This is a genomic window from Chryseobacterium sp. AC405b (assembly GCF_979258685.1).
This window is the reverse complement of the sequence record NZ_OZ409877.1, coordinates 609544-634924: the sequence shown is the minus strand read 5'-3', so window position 1 is coordinate 634924 and position 25381 is coordinate 609544. Positions and strand designations below refer to the sequence as shown.

The window sequence follows — 25381 nt, the reverse complement described above, 5'->3', positions numbered from 1 at the left end:
CTGTGAATCGTGGTTTTAAAATTTCTATAAAAGGCTGACCTTATTCTCTGTTTTTAACGAGAAGCCATCCTGAATATTTAATCGGTGTTTTATTTTTGCTTTCGTTCCAGCTAATGCTGAACCAGTAATTTCCGGTAGAGACTTTCTTGCCACCGTTAATGGTTCCGTCCCATTTGCATCCGTTATCTTTATTTCCTTCATAAATTTTCACGCCATATCGGTCAAAAATTCCTAAAGCTAAATTTGGTTTGTTTGCCAAAGCAGAATAGTCTAAGATATCATTCACTCCGTCGCCATTTGGTGTAATTACATTGACAATATTTGGGATCGTAACTACCACCTCAATAGGTGTACAGTTAAAACTGTCTTTCACATACACGGTAATGTCACCTCTGGTAAGATCTGTAAATATGTTAGAATCCTGCCAGTTGATATTATCTGTTGAATATTTATACGGAGCAGTTCCGCCTACTACAGATACTGTAATGTCATTGTTGGTAACTTCAATATTAGAAACTACCGGTTGCTGCGTAGCATAAACTTTTACAGATTGTTTTGTAAAACAGTCTCCGGTTTTTAAAATGACCCAATAAGTACCTACCGTAACATCGGTAATCACCTGAGTGGTAGCTCCCGTGCTCCATTGGTAACCGTCAAATCCTGAACCTGCATCTAATGTAGTTGTATTTTCTATACAGATTTCTTTATCAATCAATACGGCAGACTGCACAGGTGGCAAAACAACAAGTGTAATCATAGCAACTCTGTAGCATCCGTTGGCATTGCTTACCCTAACGTAAACAACACCATTTGGTGCAACGTAGTTAGTCGGGTTGGTGATTTCATTGGTCTGATTGTTAGCATCAGTCAGTGAAGGATAATAAGTCTTCGTTGTTCCTGTCTGTGTGTTAACAGTTGCGTTGGTTAAATTAAATAAACCAGTCGCTATATTTTCTTCCAGGAAACAGGTTCTCAAGGTTGCATCATTTACAATCGGGCTTTCTGAAATAGTTAGCGTTAAAGTAATTTGTTCGCAGTCTACAAATTCAGGATCATTTCCGCAGAATTTATAAGTAATTGTATCTGTACCTGCAAAACCAAAATTAGGAGTATATCCTATTACACCTGTTGTAGGATTGATGATTGCTGTCCCATTTGCAGGGGGTGTTATAATTTGTACTGTACTCGGTACAAAAGTTTGTGTAGAACTTGTAAATGCAGGAACTATGTTTAGATAGCCTTCACAGACAGTTTTCGTAGCGGTAGATAGTTGAAGACAAGTAAAAACCTTATAAATAGGCGTTGTTGCCGGTACACAAGATCCTACGGTGATTGTTACGGTGTAATTTCCAGACTGTGTTGGCGTGTAAGAGTTGCTGTTTGCTCCTGTAATGGCAACACCATTTCTGAACCATTGATAGGTGTCATAACTGTCATCTACTTCCAAAACCAATCCTGGAATACAGTCTCCTGTTTGCTTGGCAATTAAAGGAATAGAAGAGAAACCTGCGAAATATCCGCCATATCCTGATGTACTGTATCCACCGTTGATCCCTGCTGTAACCGCTTTATCAGAAACAATCGTTAAATTACCTGTAACGCCTTCCAATGCGTAGGTCACCCAATTGGTGTTTCCTGTCACCGGGAAAGGCCCTTGAGCAGCAGTAGGAGGGATGTTGTTTACTGTAACTACAGCACCAGCTTCCGTTAAGATGTTTAATTTAATAATTGTACCAGTAGGCGTTACACTTGCTCCTCCAGCTCCTGTGGGCATTTCGTTGATTTTACCGATCTCATCAATTTTTCTTGGTAAGAAACAGTTTAATGGTGGTATGTAATTAAAACCACAAGTTGCATTACTGTTGTTAACTGAAACTAATTGATATAAGTAAACATTTTTTGTAGTACTGATAAACATATTTCTATGTGTTCCGCCCTGAAGAATATAATCACTTCCGGAGATTCTGTACCACTGTCCTTGATTTAAGGTTGCAACTGGTGTTGTTGCGCCATTCAAATAAACCTCAGTATTATTTTCAGTAGCCACCACTATACCACCTTCTATATCGTTTGCTGTATTTGATCTGGTTCTCACCATTGCAAAGGTATTTCCAAGTCTTTCTAAAGGCACAGATTGATCAAGAATGATATCTGCTCCTGAGCTTGACCCTGTCCCGAAGTTCCCAAGTACATTACCATTAGTAAGCGTAATAGGTTTGTTTGAAACTATTTTTGCCCCAATAAAGGCACTCATATTGTTAGCCGGGCTGCCTGAACCTGCAAAAATAAAAGATTGCCCTTTATTTAAAGTGAAAGTATGAGTGTTTGTAGGAGGTGTTGCCCCAATAAAAGCAACAGGTAAGGTATTGCTCCATGTGGCAGTAACTGTAGTGTTATCTTCTGTAGCTAGTACTCCTGCAGTAAAGTTGTTCCCGGTGCTTGTAAAAGGAGATGGGGTATTGGCTACAAAAAATTCTTTACCGATCCCTGCCTTACCTTTACTTGTAAGAATTTCTGCATGTGTAGTACTGCTTACGATTCTTAACGTACAGTAAAATGGTCTGGTTCCATTTAGATATAACCCTTTATTAATAACCGTAAAGGCTTCAGATGTGCTGCTTGCTCCAATATTAGCCTGAGATACGATGTAGGTCTGAGGGTTGTTTTTACTGATTGTGACAGTTCCTAACGCAATATTATTGCTATATACAGTTACAGCAAAAGGCGTTACCGAGTCTGTGGATAAATAAAGAGACTGTGTAACGGTTGACGATGCGTAAAAGGGTGCTATCCAATGCTCTGTATCTCTTTGGGCAGATACCTGAATACCCGAGATCATTAATAGAAAAATAAGTAGAAATTGTTTCATAAGCGTAGAATTAGGATTTTTACAAAAATAACAGAATATTTAATATGTTTAGTAATTATTTTGAGATTTATCAATAATAAACAAAAAAACCACGATTAATTATCGTGGTTTTAAATGTATTTTATAAAATTATTCTCTGTTTTTTACTAAAATCCAACCGGTATATTTTATTGGAGTTTTTTGAGCATTAGGCTCTGTCCAGTTAATGTGATACCAGTATGTTCCTGTAAGAATTCCCTTCCCTGAAAATCTTCCATCCCATTTATAGTTGTTAGATTTATCGCCTGTGAAGAGTTTGTTTCCATATCTGTCATATATTATAAATGTCAGATTGCCTTTATAAGCTAGTTCGCTGTAATCAATGTAATCATTTACATTATCCCCATTTGGTGTAATCGCATTTACTAAATTAGGAATCGTTACTTCTACAGAAACAGGAGCACAATTATAATCGTCTTTTACAAAGAATGTATGCTGCCCTCTGGAAAGATTTGTAAATACATTAGAGTCTTGCCAGCTTGTTGGGGTATCTACTGCATATTGATAAGGTGTTTTACCTCCTTGCACATTTACTGTAGCGGTGTTATTGGTAATTTCGATAGAAGTAATAACAGGCTCTTGCACTTTTTTCACGCTAACAGACTGTTTTACAAAACATCCGTTAAATTCAAGAATTACCCAATAATCTCCCACTGCAACACCCTGTATTGTTTGGGTTGTAGCTCCGGTGCTCCATTCGTAAGATTGGTATCCGGGTCCTGCATCTAAATTTGTTCTGTCATCTATACAGATAAATTTATCAACCAGAACTGTAGATCTTTTCGGAGGGGTAACTTTCAGATTGATTTTTGCAATTGCATAACATCCGTTTGAATTGAAAACTCTTACATATACAGCTCCGTCGCCAGAAATGTAAAGTGTAGGATTCATGATTTCATTCGTTCCGTTGCTTGCATCTGTGAAAGTAGGGAAGTATTTTTTTGTAATTAAATTTTCTGTGGTCACCACAGCAGATGATAAATCAAATTGTCCTTTGGTTTCAATGTTTTGAATAAAACAAACCGTCAAAGTAGCTTCATTGACTACCGGAGTAGGGAAAAAGTCTAATGTGATTTTTGCAGTTCCCACACAACCTTCAGATGTTGTTACCAATACGTATACAAAACCAGCTCCAGAGAAATAGTTTGTAGGATTGGTTATCTGATTGGTACTTGCATTTAAATCTGCTAAAGTAGGGTAGAATTTTTTAGTAGTTGGTACAGCGTTATCTGTTACATTCGCAGTAGTAAGATCAAAGAATCCTTTTCCTGCATATTGACACGCTTTTATAGTTCTGTCGGTTAAAACAAACGGTACAAGATTTAAGTTTAAAGTAATTTGCTCACAGTCTACAAATTCTGGCGCATTTCCGCAGAATTTATAAACGATAACATCTGCACCTAAAAATCCTGCATTGGGAATATAAGTGATAACTCCGGTTGCCGGGTTTAGTGTTGCTGTTCCGTTTGTCGGCTGAGTAATAATGGTTACCGTACCTGGTACTGGTGTCTGTGTAGAGTTTGTAAATACAGGAATAATTGATTTACTACCACAAATGTTTAAAGATTTAGTAGTTTGCTGTAAACAAGTAAATACTTTGTAGATAGGAGTTGTAAGTGGTGGGCAAGTTCCCATTGTAACCTTAACGGTATAATCACCGGCTACTGTTGGTGTGTATGTATTTGCAGTTGCACCAGGTATTGCATTACCATTTACATTCCATTGATAGGTTTCATAGCTATCATCAACTTCCAAAATAATCCCGGGAATACAATCTCCTGTTTGTTTTGCGATAATTGGTATGGATGAGAACCCAGCAAAGTAACCCCCATAGCCAGATGTACTGTATCCTCCATTAATACCAGCAGTCACTGCTTTATTGGATTGTATCGTTAATGTACCTGTCACTCCTTCTATCCCATATGTCACCCACGAAGGGTTTCCTGTAAGAGGATATGGTCCTTGTGCAGCGGTAGGAGCTACACCATTCACTGTAACTACTGCTCCTGCTTCCGTTAAGATATTTAACTTAATCAACATCCCAACAGGTGATGCAGGCGTAAGAGGCATTTCATTAATTAATGGTATTTCATCTATTTTTCTTGGTAAGAAACAGTTTAATGGCGGTATATAATTGAAGCCACAAGTTGCACTGCTATCACCTACCGAAACTAATTGATATAAATATACATTTTTCGATGTGCTTACCAGCATATTGTAGTGTCCATTAGTTCCTTGCAAAAGATAATTGTCTCCAGATATTCTATACCATTGTCCTTGGTTAAGAGTAGCTACAGCTGTTGTAGAACCATTTAAGAATACCTGTGTATTGTTCTCGGTTGCGATTACTATTGCACCTTCCAAATCTGCTGTTGTAGATCTGGTTCTTACCATTGCAAAAGTGCTTCCTAGTCTTTCCACAGGTACAGACTGGTCCAAAATAGCGTCAGATCCCGCTGTAGTACTATTTCCAAAGTTACCATTTACATTTCCATTAGTTAATGTAATTGGTTTATCTGATACAATTTTAGCCCCCATGAAAGGCGCTCCGCCACCAGCATTACCGGCAAAAATAAATGATTGACCTTTGTTTAAAGTAAAAGTGTGTGTGTTTCCCGTGGGAGCACCACCGATAAAAGCAACCGGTCCATTCCAAGTTGCTGTTACTACCGTATTATCTTCTGTAGCAAGAACTCCGGCAGTAAAGTTGTTTGATGTTGCAGTAGAAGGTGTGTTAGCTACATAAAATTCCTTACCAATACCTGCTTTCCCTTTACTAGTAACAATCTCAGCATGTGTAGTGAAAGATACCATACGAAGGGTACAATAAAAAGGTTTTGTAGCGTTTAAATAAATTCCTTTATTAATGACATTAAATGTTTCAGCTGCAATATTGGTGGATATTGCAGAATTGGGTATCGCAAAAGTAGCAGGATTGTTTTTGCTAATAGTTATCGTTCCTCCGGGTATAAGTACATTGTTACTATAGATAGAAACAGTGAAAGGAGTTACGGAGTCTGTTGATAAATACACCGATTGCGTATAAGCTTGTGTATAATGAAATGGGGCAATCCAGTGTTCTGTATCTCTCTGAGCAAACAGAGAGGTAAACGAAAGAAAAACCATTACTAAACTGAGTAGAAATCTTTTCATAAGATATGGAATTAGGATTTCTACAAAATTAGTATATTATTTAATATATTGTTAATAAATGCTAAAGAAAATTTAAAATTTATTCTCTATTCTTAATTAATAGCCATCCCGAATGTGAAACTGGCAATTTTGTATCTGGCTCGATCCACTTTAATATGTACCAATATGTTCCTGTAGATAAGGTTCTTCCTCCAGATTTTCCATCCCAGATAAAATTTTTGTCTGATGATTTATAAACAGGTGCTCCATAGCGATCTACCACTTCAATACTTACATTTTGTTTTAATCTAAGCTCAGAATAATTCAAAACATCATTATGACCATCCCCATTTGGTGTGATGGCGTTTACAAGATTTAGGATTACAAATTCTTTTATTACCGGTTGACATCCGTCTGCACCCAAAACATAGACAGAATAAGTTCCTCTCGTTAAACCATAAAATGTATTGGATGACTGATAATCAATTCCGTTTAATGAATATTGATAAGGTGCAGTACCACCTGTTACATTGATCATTACATTGGCTCCGGAAACCTGAATACTTGTGATGACAGGAGACTGTGCAGTGGTTACTGTTACAGACTGTCGGTATACACAGCCGTTAAAAGTTAAATCAACATAATAAACACCTGCACCTACGGTAATCGACGGGGTGGTTTGCCCTGTACTCCAAAGATATGAGGTGAATCCTGCTCCTGCATTCAAAACAGCTTTTGAGTCTGAACATACAACCTGATCTCTCAGAGTGTCAGATTTTTTACCTGATTTTAAAGATATAGTGATGCTACCCGTATTTGGACAGGAATTAGCACTTGTAAATCGTATGAAAAATGTTCCGGTTGTTGTGATAATTTGCTGTGCCTGAATTGCATTGGTTCCTGCCTGTGCGCTGGCTAAAGTAGAATGAAAAGTAAGTGTCACAGCAGGATCTACAGTGAATTGGTTTTTGTAATCGTTAAGATTCACTGTTTCAGATCCGTTGAGATCGTTATCACACACTTGTGTTGTGATGTTATTGGTGATCAGTGTTATTTTGTTTCCAATAGTGAAATTGATTTGTCCGAATGCAGATGGACAGCCGGCTACACCATCTACTCTTACATACACGGTGGTATTGGTTGTGTACGTCCAGTTTGCAGGTAACGTATTGTTGTTTCCGGCATTGGCATCAGTTTGATTAAGGTAATATCTCACCGTAAAACTTGCCGGGTTGGTTACAATTTGAGGAGTAATAGAAGTCAGATTAACATTAATGATTCCGTCAAAATTATCATCACAAAGTGCAGCGTTGTAATTTGCTGTATTGATGTTAGGAAGCGGATTTAACACTAATGTGATCTGAGCTGTTTTCGTACATCCAAATGTTGAGTTGATTTTCACGTAAACCACAGAAGCACTTGATGTATATGCTGCTGGAGTAGTAATAGGTACAGTTAAAGCAGCATCAGAATAATAAGTAATTACCGTTCCTGTTGTAGAAGTTACATTAGCTGTTGTTAAATTAAATACTGCATTTCCCTGGATGTTTGAACACGAGGAAAGAGTGGTGTTTGTTGCAGTAATCGTGTCTAAACTTAAAGTAATTTTCGCAATATTCGGGCAAGTATTCGGTTTCTGAAATCTTATATAAATAGTTTTTGTCGGTGCGATAGTTTGTAAAGTATTTACTGCATTTGTTCCATTCTGTGCATCTTGCAATGTATTATAATAGGTAAGCAGCACTGTAGGATCTGTAGTAAAATTATTTGTGTAATTATCTACATTCACAGTTTCTGTACCATCTGAATTGTCATCACAAACCAAAGTGCTGTAATCCACTGTCAGTAAAGGGATTTTATTGCCAATCGTAAAATTGATTTGTCCGAAAGCAGGTGGGCATCCATTCGCAGATTCTACTCTCACATAGACTGTTGTATTTGCAGTGTACGTCCAGCTAGTAGGTAATGTATTGCTGTTTCCTGCGGTTGCATCGGTTTGGTTTAAATAATATTTTACAGTAAAATTGGTAGAATTCGTGACAATCTGTGGATTTACAGTATTGAAATTCACATTAATGATTCCGTCAAAATTATCATCGCAAAGATTAGAGTTAAAATTAGACGTATTGATACTTGCGCCTTGATTTAAAGCTAAAGTAATCTGTGCTGTTTTTGAACACCCAAACGAAGAAATAACTTTCACATACACGATTCCTGCGGAAGCAGTATATGTTGCAGGAGTAGTAATCGGCACTGTCAATGCAGCATCAGAAAAGTAAGTAGCCGTAGTTCCTGCATCAGGAGTAACGACAGCCGTAGTCAAATCAAATATTCCCGAATTCCCATTTGTTGTACAGGTAGTCACGGTTGCATTGGTAGTTTGCAGAACATCAATATTGATTACTACTTTAAAATATTCAAAACTTGCAGGATTTCCGTTTCCTTCAATATAGTAAGTGAAAGAATCTGTAGCGTCATTCGTCAATCCAGGATTGGGACTATAGGTGATTTGTCCGTTTGCAGGATTCACTGTTGCCGTTCCCTGAGTAGGAGCCACCATCACCGCAGTTTGATTGACTGCAATCTGCTGAGTTGAAGTGCTGAATGCAGGAATGACCGTTTTTGTAGTACAAGATCCTATCGAATACGTTGTTGTAGAAATGGGCGGACAAAGCGTATAAGCATACACTGGAGTTAATTTTGTCTCACAATTGGTTTTTGTGATTGAGCAGGTATAATTTCCTGCACCGTAAGTTTCCGGATTAATAAAGTATGCAGTCGCTCCGGGAATAGGATTTCCGTTAAGAAACCATTGGTAAGCATCATAAGTGTTATCAACCTGAAGAATTACTCCGTTCAAGCAATCACCTGTTTTGCTAATGGCAGGAACAGATGAGAATCCGGCGAAATATCCACCGTAACCTACTGCACCGCTTCCGCCGATGATCCCCGCTGTTACAGATTTGGTAGAATTTACCGTAACATTTCCTGTGATATTCGGGACAGAATAAGAAACCCAGTTAGGATTTCCTGTAACAGGATAAGGTCCGTTATTTACAGCGATCGGGTTTCCGTTTAATGTTACTGCAGCTCCGCTTTGAGTAATAATATTTAATTTGGTATTGTAAGTAGTAGAACCAATTTTGTTGATAAAACCTATTTCATCTACCTTGTTTGGAAGAAAACAGCTCAAAGGCGGTATGTAATTAAATCCGCCAGTTGCATAGATGGTTCCGGTGGCAACTCCTGCCAACAACTGATAAACGTATACGTTTTTCGTTGAAGAAATTCCCATATTGAAATTGTTATTCCCCTGATTGATGTAAGAATTTCCGGAAATCATAAAATAATCACCTGCGTTTAAATTCACTCCGGAAGCATTTCCATTTACAGTAAAAGTCGTGTTGTTTTCTGTGGCAATTACTAAAATAGTTTCCATACCGGAAGTAGCGGGACCATTTCCTTTTACCACTACAAAATCTTTCCCCAATCTGTCTACAGGAACCGACTGATCCATCAGAATATCATTATTGGTAAAATTTTGATTGGTATAAATTGCATTAAAATTACCGTTTGTAACTGAAATTGGCTTCGTAGCAACAATTTTTGCACCTACAAGACCATCAAAGTTATTGGGAGAATCAGTACTGACGGCATTGATGATGTAAGACTGACCTCTGTTTAAGGTAAATGTTTTCGTAGGAGAAGAAGTTCCGTCTGAGAAAACCACATTGGGATCATATCCGGATATAACCACCGTTGTATTATCTTCGGTTGCCGTAACTCCTATAGTTGAATTTATATAAAATTCACTCGCTGTAAGCGGAGCCATTGCTGCATAGAATGTAGTTCCCAAACCTGCAAGACCTTTAGAAGTAATAATCTCCGCATGATTGGTAACAGAAAATCTATAATTGGCAAAGAATTTTTTAGAACCTTTCACATACATTCCCATAGGAACCGGTGTGAAAAGATCTCCGGGATTGGTAGCCAGTAAAAAATATTCAGGAATACTTACCTCAGCAGGATTTCCTTTACTTACCGTTACTGTATTGTAAAGTGTATTGTTGTTGTAAATCTGTACCTGAAAAGGAACGGTCTCGTTTGTTGAAAGATATAGAAAACTCTGCAAATTGCCTGTTCCTGCACTCGCTGATATAGGTGCAAACCAATGATCAGTATCTAATTGAGCATTCACCAATAAAGACAGAAAAGTAAAAAGACTTAGTAAAATTTTTTTCATACCTAAAATTCACGGGCGACAAATTTAAGTATTAATAATCAAAATATTACAAATTATTTTTAACATTTGTTTAGATTTAATACAGATGTGAATATTTTATTAGAAACTTCATAATTTGTTAATATCCTTAATTTTGATAATAAAAAAATCCCGATGAAAAATTCACCGGGATTATATATTGTTTGAAAGATTGATTAAGTTAAACTTACTCTTACAAATCCTGTAACTTTCAAGTCTCCGTTTACAGATTTTACATATTCAGCAACAGACATTCCTCCATCTTTAATGAAAGACTGGTGTACCAAAGTATTTTCTTTATAGAATTTCTGCATTTTACCTTTAAGGATATTATCGATAATGTTTGCAGGTTTTCCTTCTTTAGCAAGCAATTCTCTTTCGATTTCCAATTCTTTATCGATCGTTTCCTGAGAAACCATAGTCTCGTCAAGAGCGATTGGGTTCATCGCAGCAACCTGCATAGAAACAGATTTTGCAGCTTCGTCAGCTCCGTCTACTTTAGCTGAAAGCGCAGTGATAGAAGCGATTTTGTTTCCAGCGTGGATGTAAGCTCCCAAGAAAGGTCTCTTCGATTCTCTCGAATGCTCCGATCTCGATTTTCTCACCGATCACTCCTGTTTGCTCGATTAATTTCTCAGCAACCGTTACACCGTGGAAATCTGTAGCCAATAATTCTTCTTTAGTAGCAGCGAAAATTGCCATCTCTGCCAATTCATAAGCCAATTCTACGAAAGCTTCGTTTTTTGCAACAAAGTCAGTCTCGCAGTTTAAAGAAATTACAGCACCCAGAGTGTTGTCTTCGTTTACTCTTGCAATTACTGCTCCTTCAGTAGATTCTCTGTCAGCTCTGTTGGCAGCAACTTTTTGTCCTTTTTTTCTAAGGATATCAACTGCTTTTTCGAAGTCTCCTTCTGCTTCAACTAAAGCTTTCTTGCAGTCCATCATACCTGCACCTGTTTGGTTTCTCAATTTTGCTACGTCTGCAGCAGCTGGTGAATAAGACATAATATTTATTATTTTTTTATTTAAAATTATGATTAACTTTAATAGTTTAATTTAAAGATGTGCAAAGATAATGATTTTAATGATAAACTAAAAAATGACTTTTCACGTTATAGTATTATTTAATAAATTTTTAAAGTTTTTACTCGATGAAAAAAATATTTCTAATCTTCTTTCTCTCCATATTCTGCCTGAGCTTCTCTCAGAAGAAGAAAAAAGCCAAAACAAAAGTAGTTGCCGAAAAAGAAACAGTCATCATATATACAGAAGCCGAAGCTGAAACTTCTACCGAACCCAGAATTATTGCCGGATTTCTAAAGCAAAATCCGGGTCATGCAAAATCAGATTTTTTTAAGAAAAAACTGATTACCATTATCATGGCAGACAATTCACCGGAAGCCAAACCAACCATTAAGCCATTAAGCAAAAGTAAAATTGAAAAAATCGTAAGCAACAATGAACTTAATAAAAGTAAAGTTCTAGCCTCAAATACATCAGGAACCGCTTCCCCCGAAAGAAATGTGACGTATGCAAGTGTGGGAAGCACCAGCAAAAAAGCAGAGCCCAGTGACAAATCAAAAAAAACAGCTTCATTGCTTACTCATATTTTCAATCATGATCCCAGTGATAAGGAAGCGTATATCAATATTAAGAATAAATCAAACTGCCGATTGATTGTGAAAATCAGCGGAAAAAAATATTACAATATTGATGTTCCCGCTAAAGGACAAAATTTTATTCTGATTGAGAAAGGAGAGTATGTGCTGACAACCATGGTATGCGATGCAAAATATTCTTCCTTGAAAAAGATCAATAAAGATATTGAGATACAGCTGGATGTAGCTGATTAAAAGAATAAAAATAGGGTAAGAATTTTCTTACCCTATTTTTTTATATCATTTTTTACTTATTCTTTACTGTTCTCAGTTCTTCCTTCAATTCTTGCACCTGTTCTTTTAATTCTTTGATGCGTTCTTCGTATTGCTCAACAAGTTTTTCAGATAAGAATGAATTTATCGTAGTAATAGTTCCAACATTTTGAAAAGCGAAACCACCCAATTGATCTAAACTGCTAAAATTATTCGTCTCATCCGTTAAAAAATCTTCGGGCTTTACTTCTAAGATTTCACTCAACTTTTCGATGTGAGCAGCCCAGGAGTGGCTTTCTCCATTTTCTATTCTTGCGTATGCAGATTGTGAAATATGCATTCTTTCTGCCATATCATCCTGAGAAAATCCTTTAGATTTTCTCAGTCTTTTTATTTTTTCTGCAACGTTGTTGGTCATATCAATTATTTTATAAACAAATATAAAATAATTTTCTCTTACAATATTACCCGATAATAGGGTAAACTATGCAAAAATAGGTTTTGTATCACAAAAAATATTTTTCACTTTTGTCATGTAAATTATTTATATATTTAACCCATTAAAACACACAATGATTATGAAAAAAAATCTATTGCTCAGGCTCTGCCTGCTGATGACAGTGCTGCTGTCGACTTATTCTTGTCGACAGGATATTCTCCCAGAACAGGAAACTTATCACAACACGAGCGCATTTCAGCTTACTTCCAAAAGAATTTCTTTAAATGAATCTAAGCATAAAGGAAAACTTCTTTCTGAGATTAAACAGGCGGAGGATAAGCTGAAGACGTTTTCCAATACCAATGCGCAGGGGAAGATTGTCAATTATGGAAACGGAGTTTCGATTGACACAGAAAGCGTGATCTACATAGAAAACGGATCCAATTACCATACCTACACCTTTCATATTACGAAAGCCAATGCACCGGCAGATGCTGCTGTAGAAAATCTTGTGCTGACACCACTTCCCGATGGTACTTACAAAGAACTTTTGATCACCTACAACCTGACTCCTGCCGAAAAGCTGCAGGCTGAAAACGGAGTAGCGATCAATACGCATGGCAAAGTACAGATCACTGAGTTGGCAAAAGGCACGTATAACAATGGCAATCTCCAGGGTAAAACAATTACGGGCGTTACCTGCGGATGGACAGAAGAAGTGCAGTTCACCGTTTGTGATGGGAATGATCATCATTCTAATGGTGAGGCTACTGATGATATGGGTGGTCCCTGCACAGCAGTCAACCCTTCTCTGCCATACTTAGTCGCTGTGTACAAATGTGACTGGATTTATGGAACAGATCCTTTCAGCTCTACAGGTCCGGGAACTACTATAGGTCAAACTCCGGGAACTCCTGGGGGAGGTGCTCCTATTTCAGGAACATGTAACGGAAACGGTATTCTTACCGGACCTCTGGATCCCACGACTGACATTGGGGATGGAACAACCTGTACCGGTGTGCCAACAATACTGAATCCTGGTTTACCCATAAAAAACAGTGCCTGTGAGCAAATAAAAACACAACGAACAAATACCGATTTTATCAACAAAACTGCAGATTTGAAAACTAAGACTGGATTGAAAAAAGAAACAGGATATTCTCAAAAAGCTGATGGAACTTTTACTTATCTCAATAATGCAACAGCTACTGATGTTGCAAATGCATTAACGCCACCGAATTTGGATGATCCGTTGAATGCAGATATTGTAGGGATCATGCATACCCATGTAAATGATTATTCATACGGCAATCCTAATGGTCCGGGAGTATTTCACCATGACGGCATCAAGATTTTTTCGCCGGCAGATGTATCAATCTTTATGAAGATGGTTAAGAAAGCGCAAGAAACAGGTAAACCATTAAAGGATGTATTTATGACTATGGTTACAAGCAAAGATAGCTACCAAATAAGATTTACAGGAAATCAATACCAGATTAAAACATTCACAATAGATCAAGCTGATGCACATAGAGATCCTTTTAAAGAATATATGAAAAGAAAGGGGATGACAAAATCCAAAGATTTAGAATTTAATATGCTGAAATATTTGGATGAAAAAATGAATATGAAAGGAATAACTTTGTACCGAATGAATGTTGACGGAACAACAACAGAAATTAAGCTTAATGCTGATAAAACAACAACAGAAGAAATAAATTGTCCTAATTAAAAACAAATCTTATGAAATACTTATTATTAATAATCACTCTATTATTTACTCTATCATGCAGAGCACAGATTGTATCATTAGAAACAATAGCTCAATGCAGTCAGGAAAATCCGCCATTTCCTTGTCCGGATAACTGGACGTATGAGAAAGACATCAATAATTCTTTAGACAAATATATTGGTACATGGAAAGGGACTCACGATGGAAAAACTTATGAAGTTCAATTCAAAAAAGGATTATATCAGGATCTAACATTATCTGAGCGAAAAAGTGATATTTTAGTCGGAAGATTAAAAATAAAAACCACAGGAACTCCATCAATTACAATTTTCGATAATTTCGAAGAACCGGATGACAAGCAAACACATTTTTCAGGTTTGGGTTTTCAAAGAGATTTAGATTATTATAAATTGCTTTTTTCTGGTCCAAATCCATCAGGTTGTATTAATTCTGGGACACTGTATGCCGGTGTAAAGCCTAACCAACCTAATCAAATGGAAATGTTTTATATATCAGATACAGATATGGTATTGGGAGTTTGCCCACCAAATTTTAAATCTACAATTCCAACAGAAAAAAATATTTATCTGACAAAACAGTAAAGTAAAAAACCTCTGAAAAAATGGTTTTTACTTTACCAGTGGGGAAAAAGCATTTATGGAAGCAAGATTATTAAGATATAATTGTGTATAGATAAGTGACGATCAATTTTAAAATAGCTGTTTTTTGTGCCTTGCTTTTTATTTTTAAAAGTAGGGCACAGCAGTTTGGTACATTAATTTATTTAAAGGAAATTGAAGCGAATAAAGATAATTTTGTTGGTAAACCTTTTTCAAACCTTTATAAAGGTCTTAAAATCAAGCCAAATGCTTTTACTTGCCACAACTTCACCTATAGTATGCAAACTGATTTCAATTTTGGGAAAAATATTTTAGAAATAGTATGGATGAATTCTCCATATGATGAAAATATGGCAACTTGTAAAGGGAAAAAAATTGAATTTAATAGCAAAAAAGAATTTAGAAATTTAAAAATCAAAGATATTAGAATATCAGAAGGCAAGAAAATTTATTTCCCCGATGAATACTATAAACCGATACTAAATATAAAAGGATTTGTAAAAAGAAAACTTGATAAAAAAGCATTATCAAAAAATATTTCGTTTGCTGATTTATCTTATATTATAAGACCTCTCACTCCAATAAAAGTTCAAAATACAACAGATAAAAGAAAAATATCTTTCACTCGTATTACTTACGTAGATAAAACTCATGCAAGCAATTCAGAAATTGATATGATAATCTATTGGAACAATTCGATAAATTATAAAGATTTAAAAAAATATGGACTAAACCCTACTGGTGTTTTTAATGACAGATACTATAACTTTTATTGGAACAAGACAATAAAATATATAGAAATTGCATCTGATTAAATAAATAAAAAAGGTAGCTAAATTTCTCAGCTACCTTTTTTGTTTTATCCTTTAAATTGCCCCATCGCAATAAACTTATCTTGTCTTTGGGTTTCCAGTTCTTTGCCTGTGAATTTTGAAAAAGCTTTGATGTTTTGTAAAATTGAAGCTTTTAAATTTAAATAGGTAGTTTCCGGGTCGTAATGCGCTCCACCAAGTGGTTCTTCGATGATTCCGTCAATGAATTTTTCTCTTAAAGCATCTTTTGGAGTCAGATTCAATGCGTTTGCAGCGTCTTCTTTGTGATCCCAGTTTCGCCATAAGATAGAAGAACAGCTTTCCGGTGCAATTACCGTATACCAAGTGTTTTCAAGCATATAAACTTTGTTACCGACACCAATTCCCAGAGCTCCGCCACTCGCTCCTTCACCGATAATGTAAGTGAAAATAGGAGTTTTAAGCATGGTCATTTCAAAAATATTTCTCGCAATGGCCTCACCTTGTCCTCTTTCTTCAGCTTCTAATCCCGGATAAGCTCCCGGTGTATCAACTAAAGTGATTACAGGAATTCTAAACTTTTCAGCCAGCTTCATCAGTCTTAAAGCCTTTCTGTATCCTTCAGGATTTGGCATCCCGAATCTTCTGTGTTGTCTTTCTTTGGTGGTTCTCCCTTTTTGAGTACCGATGATCATTACTTTTTGACCATCTAATGTAGCCAAACCTCCGATCATTGCAGGATCATCTGCAAAGTTTCTGTCACCGTGAAGTTCCAGAAAACTTCCATTGTCTACCATACCATTGATATAATCTATGGTATAAGGGCGATCAGGATGACGCGATAACTGTACTCTTTGCCAAGGGGTGAGATTACCATAGATTTGTTTTTTGGTATCTATAATCTTATCCTCGATCTGACTGCATGCTAATTTTACATCAACACCACTTTCTTCTCCTACCAATGAACAGGTTTGATACTGATCCATCAGCTCTTTTATAGGAAGTTCGAAACTTAAATATTCCATTCTTGAAGTAAATTAAATCTTTCAAATGTATGAAAAATTATGAAAATTTATTTAAAATTATTTATAGCATTGCTTATTCTTGCAATACTTTCTTGTTTTCCAACGAGTTCCAGAATATCAGGAACATCTGGTCCTTTCAGTTCTCCAACCAAAGCTAAACGCAGAGGCATCATTACTTTTCCCATACCAATGCCTTTATTTTCTGCAAAATCATGTAAGCTTTGCTTAACGTTTTCTGAAATGAATGCTTCTATATCGCTCAGCATGACTGAAAATTCAGTCAAAAGAGTTGAGGTTTCATCGTTCCAGGCTTTCTTAGAAGCTTTTTCGTCATAAGAAGTGGGTGCTTCGAAAAAGAATTTTCCGTTTTCGTAAATATCTCTCGGGAAGGTTGCTCTCTCTTTCATAAGATGAATAATTTTTAATAATTTTTCATCCTCAATATTTAAATTTAAATCTGAATTTTTTAAAATTTGAAGTAATTCTTCATCCGATTTTGATTGAATATACTGATGGTTAAACCATTCTGCTTTTTCTTTGCTGAATCTTGCTCCGGCCTTGTGAACCTTATTTAAATCAAATTCTTTTGCCATTTCTTCCAGAGACAAAATTTCTTTATCATCAGCAGGAGACCAGCCTAAAAGTGCGACCATATTGATGAAAGCTTCCGGAAGATAACCTTCTTCTCGAAAACCTTTAGAAATATTTCCGGTTTCGGCGTCTTTAAAATTTAAAGGAAATACCGGAAATCCGAATTTATCACCGTCTCTTTTGCTTAATTTCCCTTTTCCTTCAGGTTTTAAAATTAAAGAAAGATGCGCAAACTCAGGAGCATCCCAACCCATTGCTTCATATAATAAAATATGAAGACCTAAAGAGGGTAACCATTCTTCACCACGGATAACGTGAGAAATTTCCATTTCATGGTCATCAATGATATTGGCGAAATGGTAAGTAGGCATTCCATCGTTTTTTACTAAAACTTTATCGTCTAAAGTGTTGGTATTTACAGCAGAATTTCCTCGGATAATGTCTACTAAACCTAAAGTTCTGTCGACCGGCATTTTGAATCTTACAACATAAGGAATTTTTTTATCCAGAAGTTGCTGTACTTCGTCTTCAGAGAGGGCAAGACTGTTTCTTAAACTGTTTCTCGAAATATTATTGTAAGAAAAAACGTCTCCTTTTGCTTCATACTCGGCTCGGATAGCATCCAGTTCTTCAGCGGTATCAAAAGCAATATAAGCGTAGTCTGTTTTTAAAATCTGCTCTGTGTATCTGTCATATATTTCCCTTCTTTCAGATTGTCTATAAGGGGCAAATTTTCCACCTTTTTTTGGGCTTTCGTCCGGGATGATTCCGCACCATTCTAAAGCTTCTTCAATGTAATCTTCGGCTCCTTCTACATATCTTGCTGTATCGGTATCTTCGATTCTCAAAACAAATTCACCACCTTGATTTTTAGCAAAAAGATAATCATACAACGCAGTTCTTACACCTCCCAAATGCAATGGTCCCGTAGGACTTGGTGCAAAACGGACTCTTACTTTACTCATTTATTGAAATTATAGTGCAAATCTAAGAAAAATGAATAGATTAACGTATTTTTGATTTATATTATGTATCATGACCAGGGTTATAAAAAAAAATAAATTATCCTTTTATATTCAGGGTTTTACAAGGGGTATATTTCCTGTAAAATCATTAGAAAAAAAAATAAATAAACTTTATAGCGTGCTTTCTAAAGAAGAGCTCAATAATGTTGAAAGAAGAGTAGATTATTATAATAAAATACATTCCCCGACAGAGGTTGCCCATCAGGGTACACGCATTAGAGATTTGCTTAAACCCAAAACTCCTAAAGCATATTATTTTGACACGTATGAATACGCAAGATATTTTCCTGAAAATCATTTGATTGATTTTGCATTTGGTGACATCAATACCATCTTGAATTTTCCGATGATTACAAAGAGCCGTCCCATCAACGGGAATAATGAAAATAATATCCTGTTAAATTTAGATAAGGTCAGACATTTCGTTTCTGTACATGATTCTTTAAACTATTCTCAAAAAGAAGATAAAATGATTGGAAGGGCAGCTGTTTTTCAGGAGCATCGAATTAAATTTTATAAAAATCACTTTAATAATACATTGTGTGATCTAGGGCAGGTAAATAAAAATGGCGGTAACCCTGCATGGATAAAACCAAAAATAAGTATTGCAGATCATCTTAAAAGTAAGTTTATCCTCAGTTTAGAAGGTAATGATGTAGCAACAAATCTGAAGTGGATTATGTCTTCAAATTCTATCGCAGTATCTCCGCAACTCAAGATGGAAACTTGGTATATGGAAGGTACGTTGAGACCTGATGAACACTTTATAGGAATCAGTGAAGATTATAGCAATCTTGAAGAAAAACTACAATATTATATTGATCACGAGGCTGAAGCTCAAGAAATTATACAAAATGCTAAAGAATACAGAGCTCAGTTTAATAATAAAAATGTAGAAAATTTAATTTCGATTTTGGTTTTACAAAAGTATTTTAATTACATTCGTTGAAAATTTGTCATTATGTTAGAAATAGACGAGAGACCATGGGGGAAATATTATGTTTTGGAGGACGAATCTACTTATAAACTTAAAAAAATTGAAGTAAATCCCGGGCAAAAGCTTTCTTACCAGTACCATCATCACCGACAAGAGTTTTGGACTATCGTGGAAGGAAAAGCCGTGGTTATTTTAGATGAAAAAGAGATTCATCTCTCCTACGGTGAAAGTGTTTTTATTCCACAAGGTTCCAAACACAGAATAATGAATTTTTCTGATAAACCTCTTGTATTTATAGAAGTGCAAACCGGAACTTATTTTGGTGAGGATGATATTGTGAGATTGGAGGATGAGTATGAGAGAGAATAATTTTTTTCAAGCGATTATTTTAAGAGTAACAACTTGAAAAACAATATCGGCTGGTTGTATTTTATTTTATATTTTTCTTTTTTCCACTGTTTTATCAGTTTTTTTCTTTCTGATTCTGAAGTGATGCCTGATAACCTTTTCTCAAATTTGTATCTAAGCAAATTGATTTCATAGTTCTTTTTCAGCTTTTTGTCTGCATTAATATAATCCATATATTTTGCAGTTATTTTCTTATAGGAGATTTCCATTAAATCCCAGTTTTTGGATAAACTTTGAGGTAAAATTCTATAATAAAATAGTTTTTTGTCGATAAATCCTATTTTATAACCCAAAAAAGTTAGCCTTAAATTCATATCCCAGTCTTCGGCATATACTTCTTCATCGAAAGGGTGTTTTACGAGAAGTTCTTTTTTAACAATAACACCGACATTAAAAGGTTCGTTATGCGTAAGATTGATGTGGAAAAACTGGTCGAGATTGTTGATGATTTTTCTTTTAGCTTTTTCAGAATAAGCATTAACGGTTTTATTTTCATTCTGAATATATCTGTAGCCGTCAGATAAGGCAAAATCAACTTTCTGCTCGCTAAGAAACTTTATTTTCTCTTCAATGCTGTTTTCAGGGAGCCAGTCATCACCCGAAAGAATGGTTACATAGTCGCCCGAGGCATAAGAAACAAGAATGTTCAGGTTTTTTGCAATGCCATAACATTCTGTATTTTGTATTAATTTATGGGGAGTTTTACAATCTGAGAGTATCGTTTTTGCTTTGTTAAATGTTTCATCATTAGAATTATTATCCAACAGAATAATCTCTAGATTCTGATAGGTTTGAGAAACGGCTGAACGGCATGCCTGCTCAATAAATCTTTCATGATTCATTGTTATGATAATCAGGCTTACTAATGGTTTTTTGCTCATTAAAAACGATTTAGGGTTTCTATAATATATTCAATTTCTAAACCATGGGCAGCTGTATTTAATACCAATATACTGACCAAGATTCTTTTAAAAATTTTTATTTTGTTCTGTCAGCTGATACATCCACTTTGGAAACCTTTCAGAATTTTGTGGAAAGAATAGTAGAATTGGCACCAATTGAAGTTCTGATTTTTAAAGTAGTTTCATGTATTTTTATCATATTTCTAATAGTTTGATAATATGCTCTTCAAAAAGTTGTGGATTTATTGTATAATCTTCATGGAAATTCTGAGTTTTGCTCTCATTTCGAAGATAATATAAATTAAAATTAACCAATGTTGCAATCGTGGAAAATACAGAAAAATCTCCCCAAACAGTTCCCAGCCATGTGAGACCTTTGCTATTTGGTTTAGAAAACAAAAGATTTGTCCATGCTGCTCCACTTGCACCGATGATATAATCGGCATTATTCATGATATATATCTGCTCATGAATATTAAGATTTTCAAAATATACTGGTTCAAAACCATAGGTTTTAGCAATATTTAATAGCTCATCTTCATTATATTTTCTAAATACAGATTTTCTTGCAATAAATACTTTTAAGACAGTCTTTACATTTACTTTTTCAATATTATAATTTGCAAAACAGGTTTTGCGGATATAATCAATTGACTCTGGAGAAATCTTTGTAAAATCTGCCTCATATTTAGTTCCATCCATAACATTCGGAATGGTTGGGTTGGGAGTGTTGATAAACCATAGATTTTTAAAGGAGTGGAAATACTCGTTTTCGAGATATTCTACATCATAATCTTTTAAGAAAAATTGGGCAACGGTTTTCAAGTTTTCATTTTCCCTGATAGAAGAATCTAAAACTATTTTTAACGATTTAGAATTTGGGACAGATTCTATAAATTGTGTCTTAGAAAGAATGTCAATCAAAAAGTGATAATAATTATATGTGAAAATCCCTCCAAAATATATTGCGTCATAAGGATATTCTTTGATGTCATAATTTCTTATTTTAGCTAAAGAATGTGAATGGAATCCTAAATTTCTATCTTCATAAAGATAAATGGACCTATTATCAGTATGCAGTTTTTCGTAAAAAATCTTATTTTTATTTAATGCTACAAAGAATGAAGAATTGCCTGTTATCATTACATTTTTTAGTAAAAAAATTTTGATCTCCGGTGTATAGGTTTCTACATATTTTTGCTCCTCCAATATTCTTTTAGGAAGATATGTTTTTATTTTTACTGATGGTTTTACAATAGTCTGAATAGTGCAAAAATCATCGTTTATAAGTTCCAATGGTAAAAAATCAACAAAAAGTGCCTTTGGTTTTATAAAATAAGATTTTATAGAATACTTTATCTTTTTCCAAAGTAGTATTCGGTGCCTTTTTTTTATATCGTGTTTACTCATTTTTTTCTTTCTAACAAATACATTATAATCTCTGATATAACCTTTCTCACCATTTGCGTCGTAGACTATACATATTTGTACTGCATTACATTATAGAGTATGCATGGTTTTTCAGTACTTTTAGGGGATGTAGCGCCCAATATTTGGGGGCTAAATAAACTTTTTATTGCCATTGTGGTGGCTTCTATTTACCGGCAACAACAAGTATCTAATGCACATCAAAATGAGAATTTCCAAATTTTTGTAGAGTGTACAATAAATTCTTTTGGGACAACGGGTAAATTCTCTCTATCGGCGATTGATATTAAACCTGATTCAAATTTAACACTTTTAGAAAAATTCCATGATAAATAATTTATGATCATTCATGTTATTTATTTAAAATTCTCAAGAAGTGATATGAACAAATGTTTTGCAGAGAGTTTTTAGCTCTGTCTATAACCATTCTCGCAAGTTATAATTTTATTTTCAACAACATTTTTGTAAGTGTTAAAATTTTTATTCTCGTTTTGCCTGTCAAAATAGAAGTGATGGAGATGATAGCACACCGCTTTCATTTTCAGGCGACGCTGTTTTATCCCAATATTATTCAGCCGGCCAGCCAGCTCAATATCTTCATGTCCCCAACCATTCATTTCATTATTATACCCATTTACGGCAATAAAATCATTTTTCCAGAAAGAAAAATTACATCCTTTTACATTATCAGATTTAATATGATCTTTTCTGAAAAATTTAGATAACAGCGGTAAGCGGGTTGCATTTATCTTATTTTTAATATTTTTTTTGGCTTGTTTTAGATCAAGAACTCCAGATTCTAGAAGTTTTTTAGTGTTTTCTTCATTGATCAATGCGCGACTCCCATTGAGGAAAAATCCTTTTTCCAGTTCATGAATATGATCCTGAATAAATTTAGGACTCAAAATTATATCTCCATCAATCTGAATAATGTAATCTGCGTCACTTCCTTTGATAGCTTTATTTAAAATTATTGTTTTTCTAAAGCCATTATCTTCGTGCCAAAAGTGCTTCACAGGAATGGTAAATTTTGACTTCCAGCTCTCAATAAGATTTTTAGTATTCTTCTTTTGACCCGTCATCAGCAATTAAGATTTCGTCAGGAAGTATATTCTGCTTTTGTACAGATTGTAAGACAAGATCCAAGGCTGTTTTCCAATTATATGTAGAAATCAATAAAGCAACTTTCATATTCTAAAGATATTGATTGATGCCATTTTCGCACCACTTTATACCATTTTTTTTAGTGTTTTCAAAAATAAGTTCATTTTTTTTTAAGTTTTCTTTTTGGTTGATGGGATGATGAATATGAAATACTAAACCACCCAGCTTCAGAAATCTTTTTTCTTTTCCAGCATTCAAAAGTCGTGCAACAAATTCTTTATCTTCCGGACCCCAGCCTTTAAAATCTTCATTATAACCATTCACTTCAATAGCGTCTTTCTTCCAAAAAGCCATATTGCATCCATGAATTTCCCAACGCTCATCACCACTGTTTTTATAGTTCGATTCAAATTTCCTCCATAATAAAGGTATTCTGAACGAACTGAAAAAATTGGTAATTCCCTTTGCAAAAGGATTAATGCCAATTTTTTTATTATTTAATTTTTTTTTGGATAAAACGGGGTCTATGTATATTCTGCTTGCTCTTACAAATGAGTTAGGCTTTACAAAATCTCTATGATCTGCTATAAAATAAGGATGAAGGATCAAATCTCCATCTATTTGTACAATATAATCTCCTTTAGCTATGGCTATAGCTTTATTTCTGATTTTAGCGAGTTCAAAGCCTTGATCTTCATGCCAGATATGGATGATGGGGATTTTTGATAATTTCTTATACCGTTCAACAACATGCTTTGTGGAAGATGTAGAACCATCATCGGCAATTAAAATTTCTAATGGCTGTACCTTTTGATTTAGCACACTTTTTAGACATAAGTCTAAAGCTTCCGGCCAATTGTATGTTGAAATTAAAAGTGAAATCTTCATAATGCATTAATACTCCAAAACTGTTTTCTCTATTATTCTCACACAATCCAACAACTGCTCTTCTGTAATTACCAATGGCGGAGCTAATCTGATGATATTTCCATGGGTTGGCTTTGCTAATAATCCGTTTTCTTTTAATTTTAAACAAAGATTCCAGGCAGTTGAACTCTCTGGTTTATCGTTAATTAAAATGGCATTTAACAAACCTTTTCCTCTTACCTTGGTAATTAGATCAGACTTTTCAATCACTTTTTCAATTTCTGATCTGAATAATTGACCAAGCTCTTCCGCTCTTTCCGAAAGATTTTCTTCTTCTACAACATCTAAAGCGGCAATGGCAACTGCACAAGCAATAGGGTTTCCTCCGAAAGTTGAGCCGTGCTGTCCAGGTTTGATTACATTCATGATTTCGTCGTTCGCCAAAACTGCTGAAACAGGATACATTCCTCCTGAAAGTGCTTTTCCTAAGATCAGAATATCGGGTTGTACATTTTCGTGATGACAAGCAATTAAACGACCAGTTCGTGCAATTCCTGTTTGAACTTCGTCAGCAATGAAAAGAACATTGTATTTTTTACACAATTCTGAAGCATTTTTCAGAAAATTGTCATCTGGAACATACACTCCGGCTTCTCCCTGAATCGGTTCAACCAAAAATGCAGCAATATTTTGAGCATCATTTTTCAGAACTTCTTCTAAAGCAGAGAGATCATTATAAGGGATTTTTACAAATCCGGGTGTAAAAGGACCATAATTTTTGTTGGCATCAGGATCATTCGAGAAAGAAACGATTGTCGTGGTTCTTCCATGGAAATTATTTTCACAAACAACAATCTTTGCTGCATTTTCTGAAATTCCTTTGACTTCATAACTCCATTTTCTGGCTAATTTTACGGCAGTTTCTACCGCTTCAGCTCCTGAGTTCATCGGCAAAACTTTATCAAAACCGAAAAGTGTTGTGATTTTTTTCTCGTATTCTCCTAAACTGGAATTGTAAAATGCTCTTGACGTTAGAGCTAATGTTTTAGCTTGATTAACTAAAGCTTCCACAATTTTTGGATGAGAATGGCCTTGATTAACAGCGGAATAAGCCGAAAGAAAGTCATAATATTTTTTACCTTCAACATCCCACACAAAAACACCTTCACCTTTATCTAAAACCACAGGAAGCGGATGATAATTGTGTGCGCCATGTTTTTCTTCGAGTTCAATGAAATACTGTGAATTCTTGGTTTGTTCTGCTGTTGACATTGTTTTTGCTTTTTGACAAAGTTAATAATTTAATATGAGAAAGGCGAATGCGAAAAAAAACTGCCCCA

19 protein-coding genes and 1 pseudogene are annotated in these 25381 nt (G+C 35.1%); 7 read left to right on the top strand and 13 right to left on the bottom strand.

Annotation, left to right across the window (positions count from 1 at the left end; all coding sequences use genetic code 11):
• Nucleotides 1-40: 40 nt before the first annotated feature.
• From ACZZZA_RS03055 to tsf, 4 genes and pseudogenes are all read right to left on the bottom strand, one after another.
• Entirely contained in the window at nucleotides 41-2869 is a 2829-nt protein-coding gene (locus ACZZZA_RS03055; protein WP_463429746.1) for a T9SS type B sorting domain-containing protein, read from the bottom strand.
• 129 nt (nucleotides 2870-2998) lie between these two features.
• Nucleotides 2999-6061 (bottom strand): T9SS type B sorting domain-containing protein, encoded by a 3063-nt coding sequence (locus ACZZZA_RS03050; protein ID WP_463429745.1) that lies wholly within the window; start codon nucleotides 6059-6061, stop codon nucleotides 2999-3001.
• A 79-nt stretch (nucleotides 6062-6140) separates the two neighbouring features.
• Complete coding sequence (locus ACZZZA_RS03045) at nucleotides 6141-10283, bottom strand: T9SS type B sorting domain-containing protein (protein ID WP_463429744.1); 4143 nt, start codon at nucleotides 10281-10283, stop codon at nucleotides 6141-6143.
• A 194-nt stretch (nucleotides 10284-10477) separates the two neighbouring features.
• A pseudogene (gene tsf / locus ACZZZA_RS03040) lies at nucleotides 10478-11306 on the bottom strand (translation elongation factor Ts).
• A 146-nt stretch (nucleotides 11307-11452) separates the two neighbouring features.
• Here tsf and ACZZZA_RS03035 point away from each other — a divergent pair.
• A complete protein-coding gene (locus tag ACZZZA_RS03035) occupies nucleotides 11453-12154 on the top strand; it encodes a DUF6759 domain-containing protein (protein ID WP_463429743.1) in 702 nt (233 codons plus the stop codon).
• A gap of 52 nt (nucleotides 12155-12206) precedes the next feature.
• Here the strand turns inward: ACZZZA_RS03035 and ACZZZA_RS03030 are convergent, their stop codons facing one another.
• The gene (locus tag ACZZZA_RS03030; RefSeq protein WP_463429742.1) at nucleotides 12207-12590 is read right to left on the bottom strand and encodes a helix-turn-helix domain-containing protein; all 384 of its coding nucleotides are present in this window, start codon (nucleotides 12588-12590) and stop codon (nucleotides 12207-12209) included.
• 160 nt (nucleotides 12591-12750) lie between these two features.
• On the opposite strand from ACZZZA_RS03030, the gene ACZZZA_RS03025 reads away from it, so the two are divergent.
• The 3 genes from ACZZZA_RS03025 (at nucleotide 12751) to ACZZZA_RS03015 (ending at nucleotide 15778) form a co-directional block, all read left to right on the top strand.
• Nucleotides 12751-14343 (top strand): hypothetical protein, encoded by a 1593-nt coding sequence (locus ACZZZA_RS03025; RefSeq protein WP_463429741.1) that lies wholly within the window; start codon nucleotides 12751-12753, stop codon nucleotides 14341-14343.
• Between the two features lie 11 nt (nucleotides 14344-14354).
• Complete coding sequence (locus tag ACZZZA_RS03020) at nucleotides 14355-14945, top strand: DUF6705 family protein (RefSeq protein WP_463429740.1); 591 nt, start codon at nucleotides 14355-14357, stop codon at nucleotides 14943-14945.
• Between the two features lie 95 nt (nucleotides 14946-15040).
• A complete protein-coding gene (locus ACZZZA_RS03015; RefSeq protein WP_463429739.1) occupies nucleotides 15041-15778 on the top strand; it encodes a hypothetical protein in 738 nt (245 codons plus the stop codon).
• Nucleotides 15779-15822: 44 nt separating this feature from the next.
• Here ACZZZA_RS03015 and ACZZZA_RS03010 read toward each other — a convergent pair whose 3' ends face one another.
• Nucleotides 15823-16779 carry an acetyl-CoA carboxylase carboxyltransferase subunit alpha gene (locus ACZZZA_RS03010; protein ID WP_463429738.1) on the bottom strand — a complete coding sequence of 319 codons (957 nt, stop codon included), beginning with the start codon at nucleotides 16777-16779 and terminating at the stop codon, nucleotides 15823-15825.
• Nucleotides 16780-16826: 47 nt separating this feature from the next.
• A complete protein-coding gene (gltX, locus tag ACZZZA_RS03005; protein ID WP_463429737.1) occupies nucleotides 16827-18335 on the bottom strand; it encodes a glutamate--tRNA ligase in 1509 nt (502 codons plus the stop codon).
• Nucleotides 18336-18513: 178 nt separating this feature from the next.
• Here gltX and ACZZZA_RS03000 point away from each other — a divergent pair, with 178 nt between their 5' ends.
• Nucleotides 18514-19344, top strand: coding sequence for a glycosyl transferase family 90 (locus tag ACZZZA_RS03000; protein ID WP_463429736.1), 831 nt, complete (start codon nucleotides 18514-18516; stop codon nucleotides 19342-19344).
• Nucleotides 19345-19356: 12 nt separating this feature from the next.
• Nucleotides 19357-19701: a phosphomannose isomerase type II C-terminal cupin domain gene (locus tag ACZZZA_RS02995; RefSeq protein WP_463429735.1), complete on the top strand. Its 345-nt coding sequence runs from the start codon at nucleotides 19357-19359 to the stop codon at nucleotides 19699-19701.
• 14 nt (nucleotides 19702-19715) lie between these two features.
• Here ACZZZA_RS02995 and ACZZZA_RS02990 read toward each other — a convergent pair whose 3' ends face one another.
• Both ACZZZA_RS02990 and ACZZZA_RS02985 read right to left on the bottom strand, forming a co-directional pair.
• Nucleotides 19716-20621 carry a glycosyltransferase family 2 protein gene (locus tag ACZZZA_RS02990; protein ID WP_463429734.1) on the bottom strand — a complete coding sequence of 302 codons (906 nt, stop codon included), beginning with the start codon at nucleotides 20619-20621 and terminating at the stop codon, nucleotides 19716-19718.
• A gap of 216 nt (nucleotides 20622-20837) precedes the next feature.
• On the bottom strand, nucleotides 20838-21938 hold the full coding sequence (locus ACZZZA_RS02985) for a glycosyltransferase family 61 protein (protein WP_463429733.1): 1101 nt from the start codon (nucleotides 21936-21938) through the stop codon (nucleotides 20838-20840).
• Nucleotides 21939-22151: 213 nt separating this feature from the next.
• Between ACZZZA_RS02985 and ACZZZA_RS02980 the strand changes: the two genes are divergently transcribed.
• Nucleotides 22152-22406 (top strand): hypothetical protein, encoded by a 255-nt coding sequence (locus ACZZZA_RS02980; RefSeq protein WP_463429732.1) that lies wholly within the window; start codon nucleotides 22152-22154, stop codon nucleotides 22404-22406.
• 71 nt (nucleotides 22407-22477) lie between these two features.
• On the opposite strand, the gene ACZZZA_RS02975 is transcribed toward ACZZZA_RS02980, so the two are convergent.
• Genes ACZZZA_RS02975 through rocD form a run of 4 tightly spaced genes read right to left on the bottom strand, consistent with a single transcriptional unit; the run spans nucleotide 22478 to nucleotide 25313 of the window.
• On the bottom strand, nucleotides 22478-23152 hold the full coding sequence (locus tag ACZZZA_RS02975) for a galactosyltransferase-related protein (RefSeq protein ID WP_463429731.1): 675 nt from the start codon (nucleotides 23150-23152) through the stop codon (nucleotides 22478-22480).
• A complete protein-coding gene (locus ACZZZA_RS02970; protein ID WP_463429730.1) occupies nucleotides 23127-23261 on the bottom strand; it encodes a glycosyltransferase in 135 nt (44 codons plus the stop codon). The genes ACZZZA_RS02975 and ACZZZA_RS02970 overlap by 26 nt, the downstream gene beginning before the upstream one ends.
• Nucleotides 23262-23264: 3 nt before the next feature.
• The gene (locus tag ACZZZA_RS02965; protein ID WP_463429729.1) at nucleotides 23265-24062 is read right to left on the bottom strand and encodes a glycosyltransferase family 2 protein; all 798 of its coding nucleotides are present in this window, start codon (nucleotides 24060-24062) and stop codon (nucleotides 23265-23267) included.
• A 6-nt stretch (nucleotides 24063-24068) separates the two neighbouring features.
• Entirely contained in the window at nucleotides 24069-25313 is a 1245-nt protein-coding gene (rocD, locus tag ACZZZA_RS02960) for an ornithine--oxo-acid transaminase (RefSeq protein WP_463429728.1), read from the bottom strand.
• Nucleotides 25314-25381: the final 68 nt, after the last annotated feature.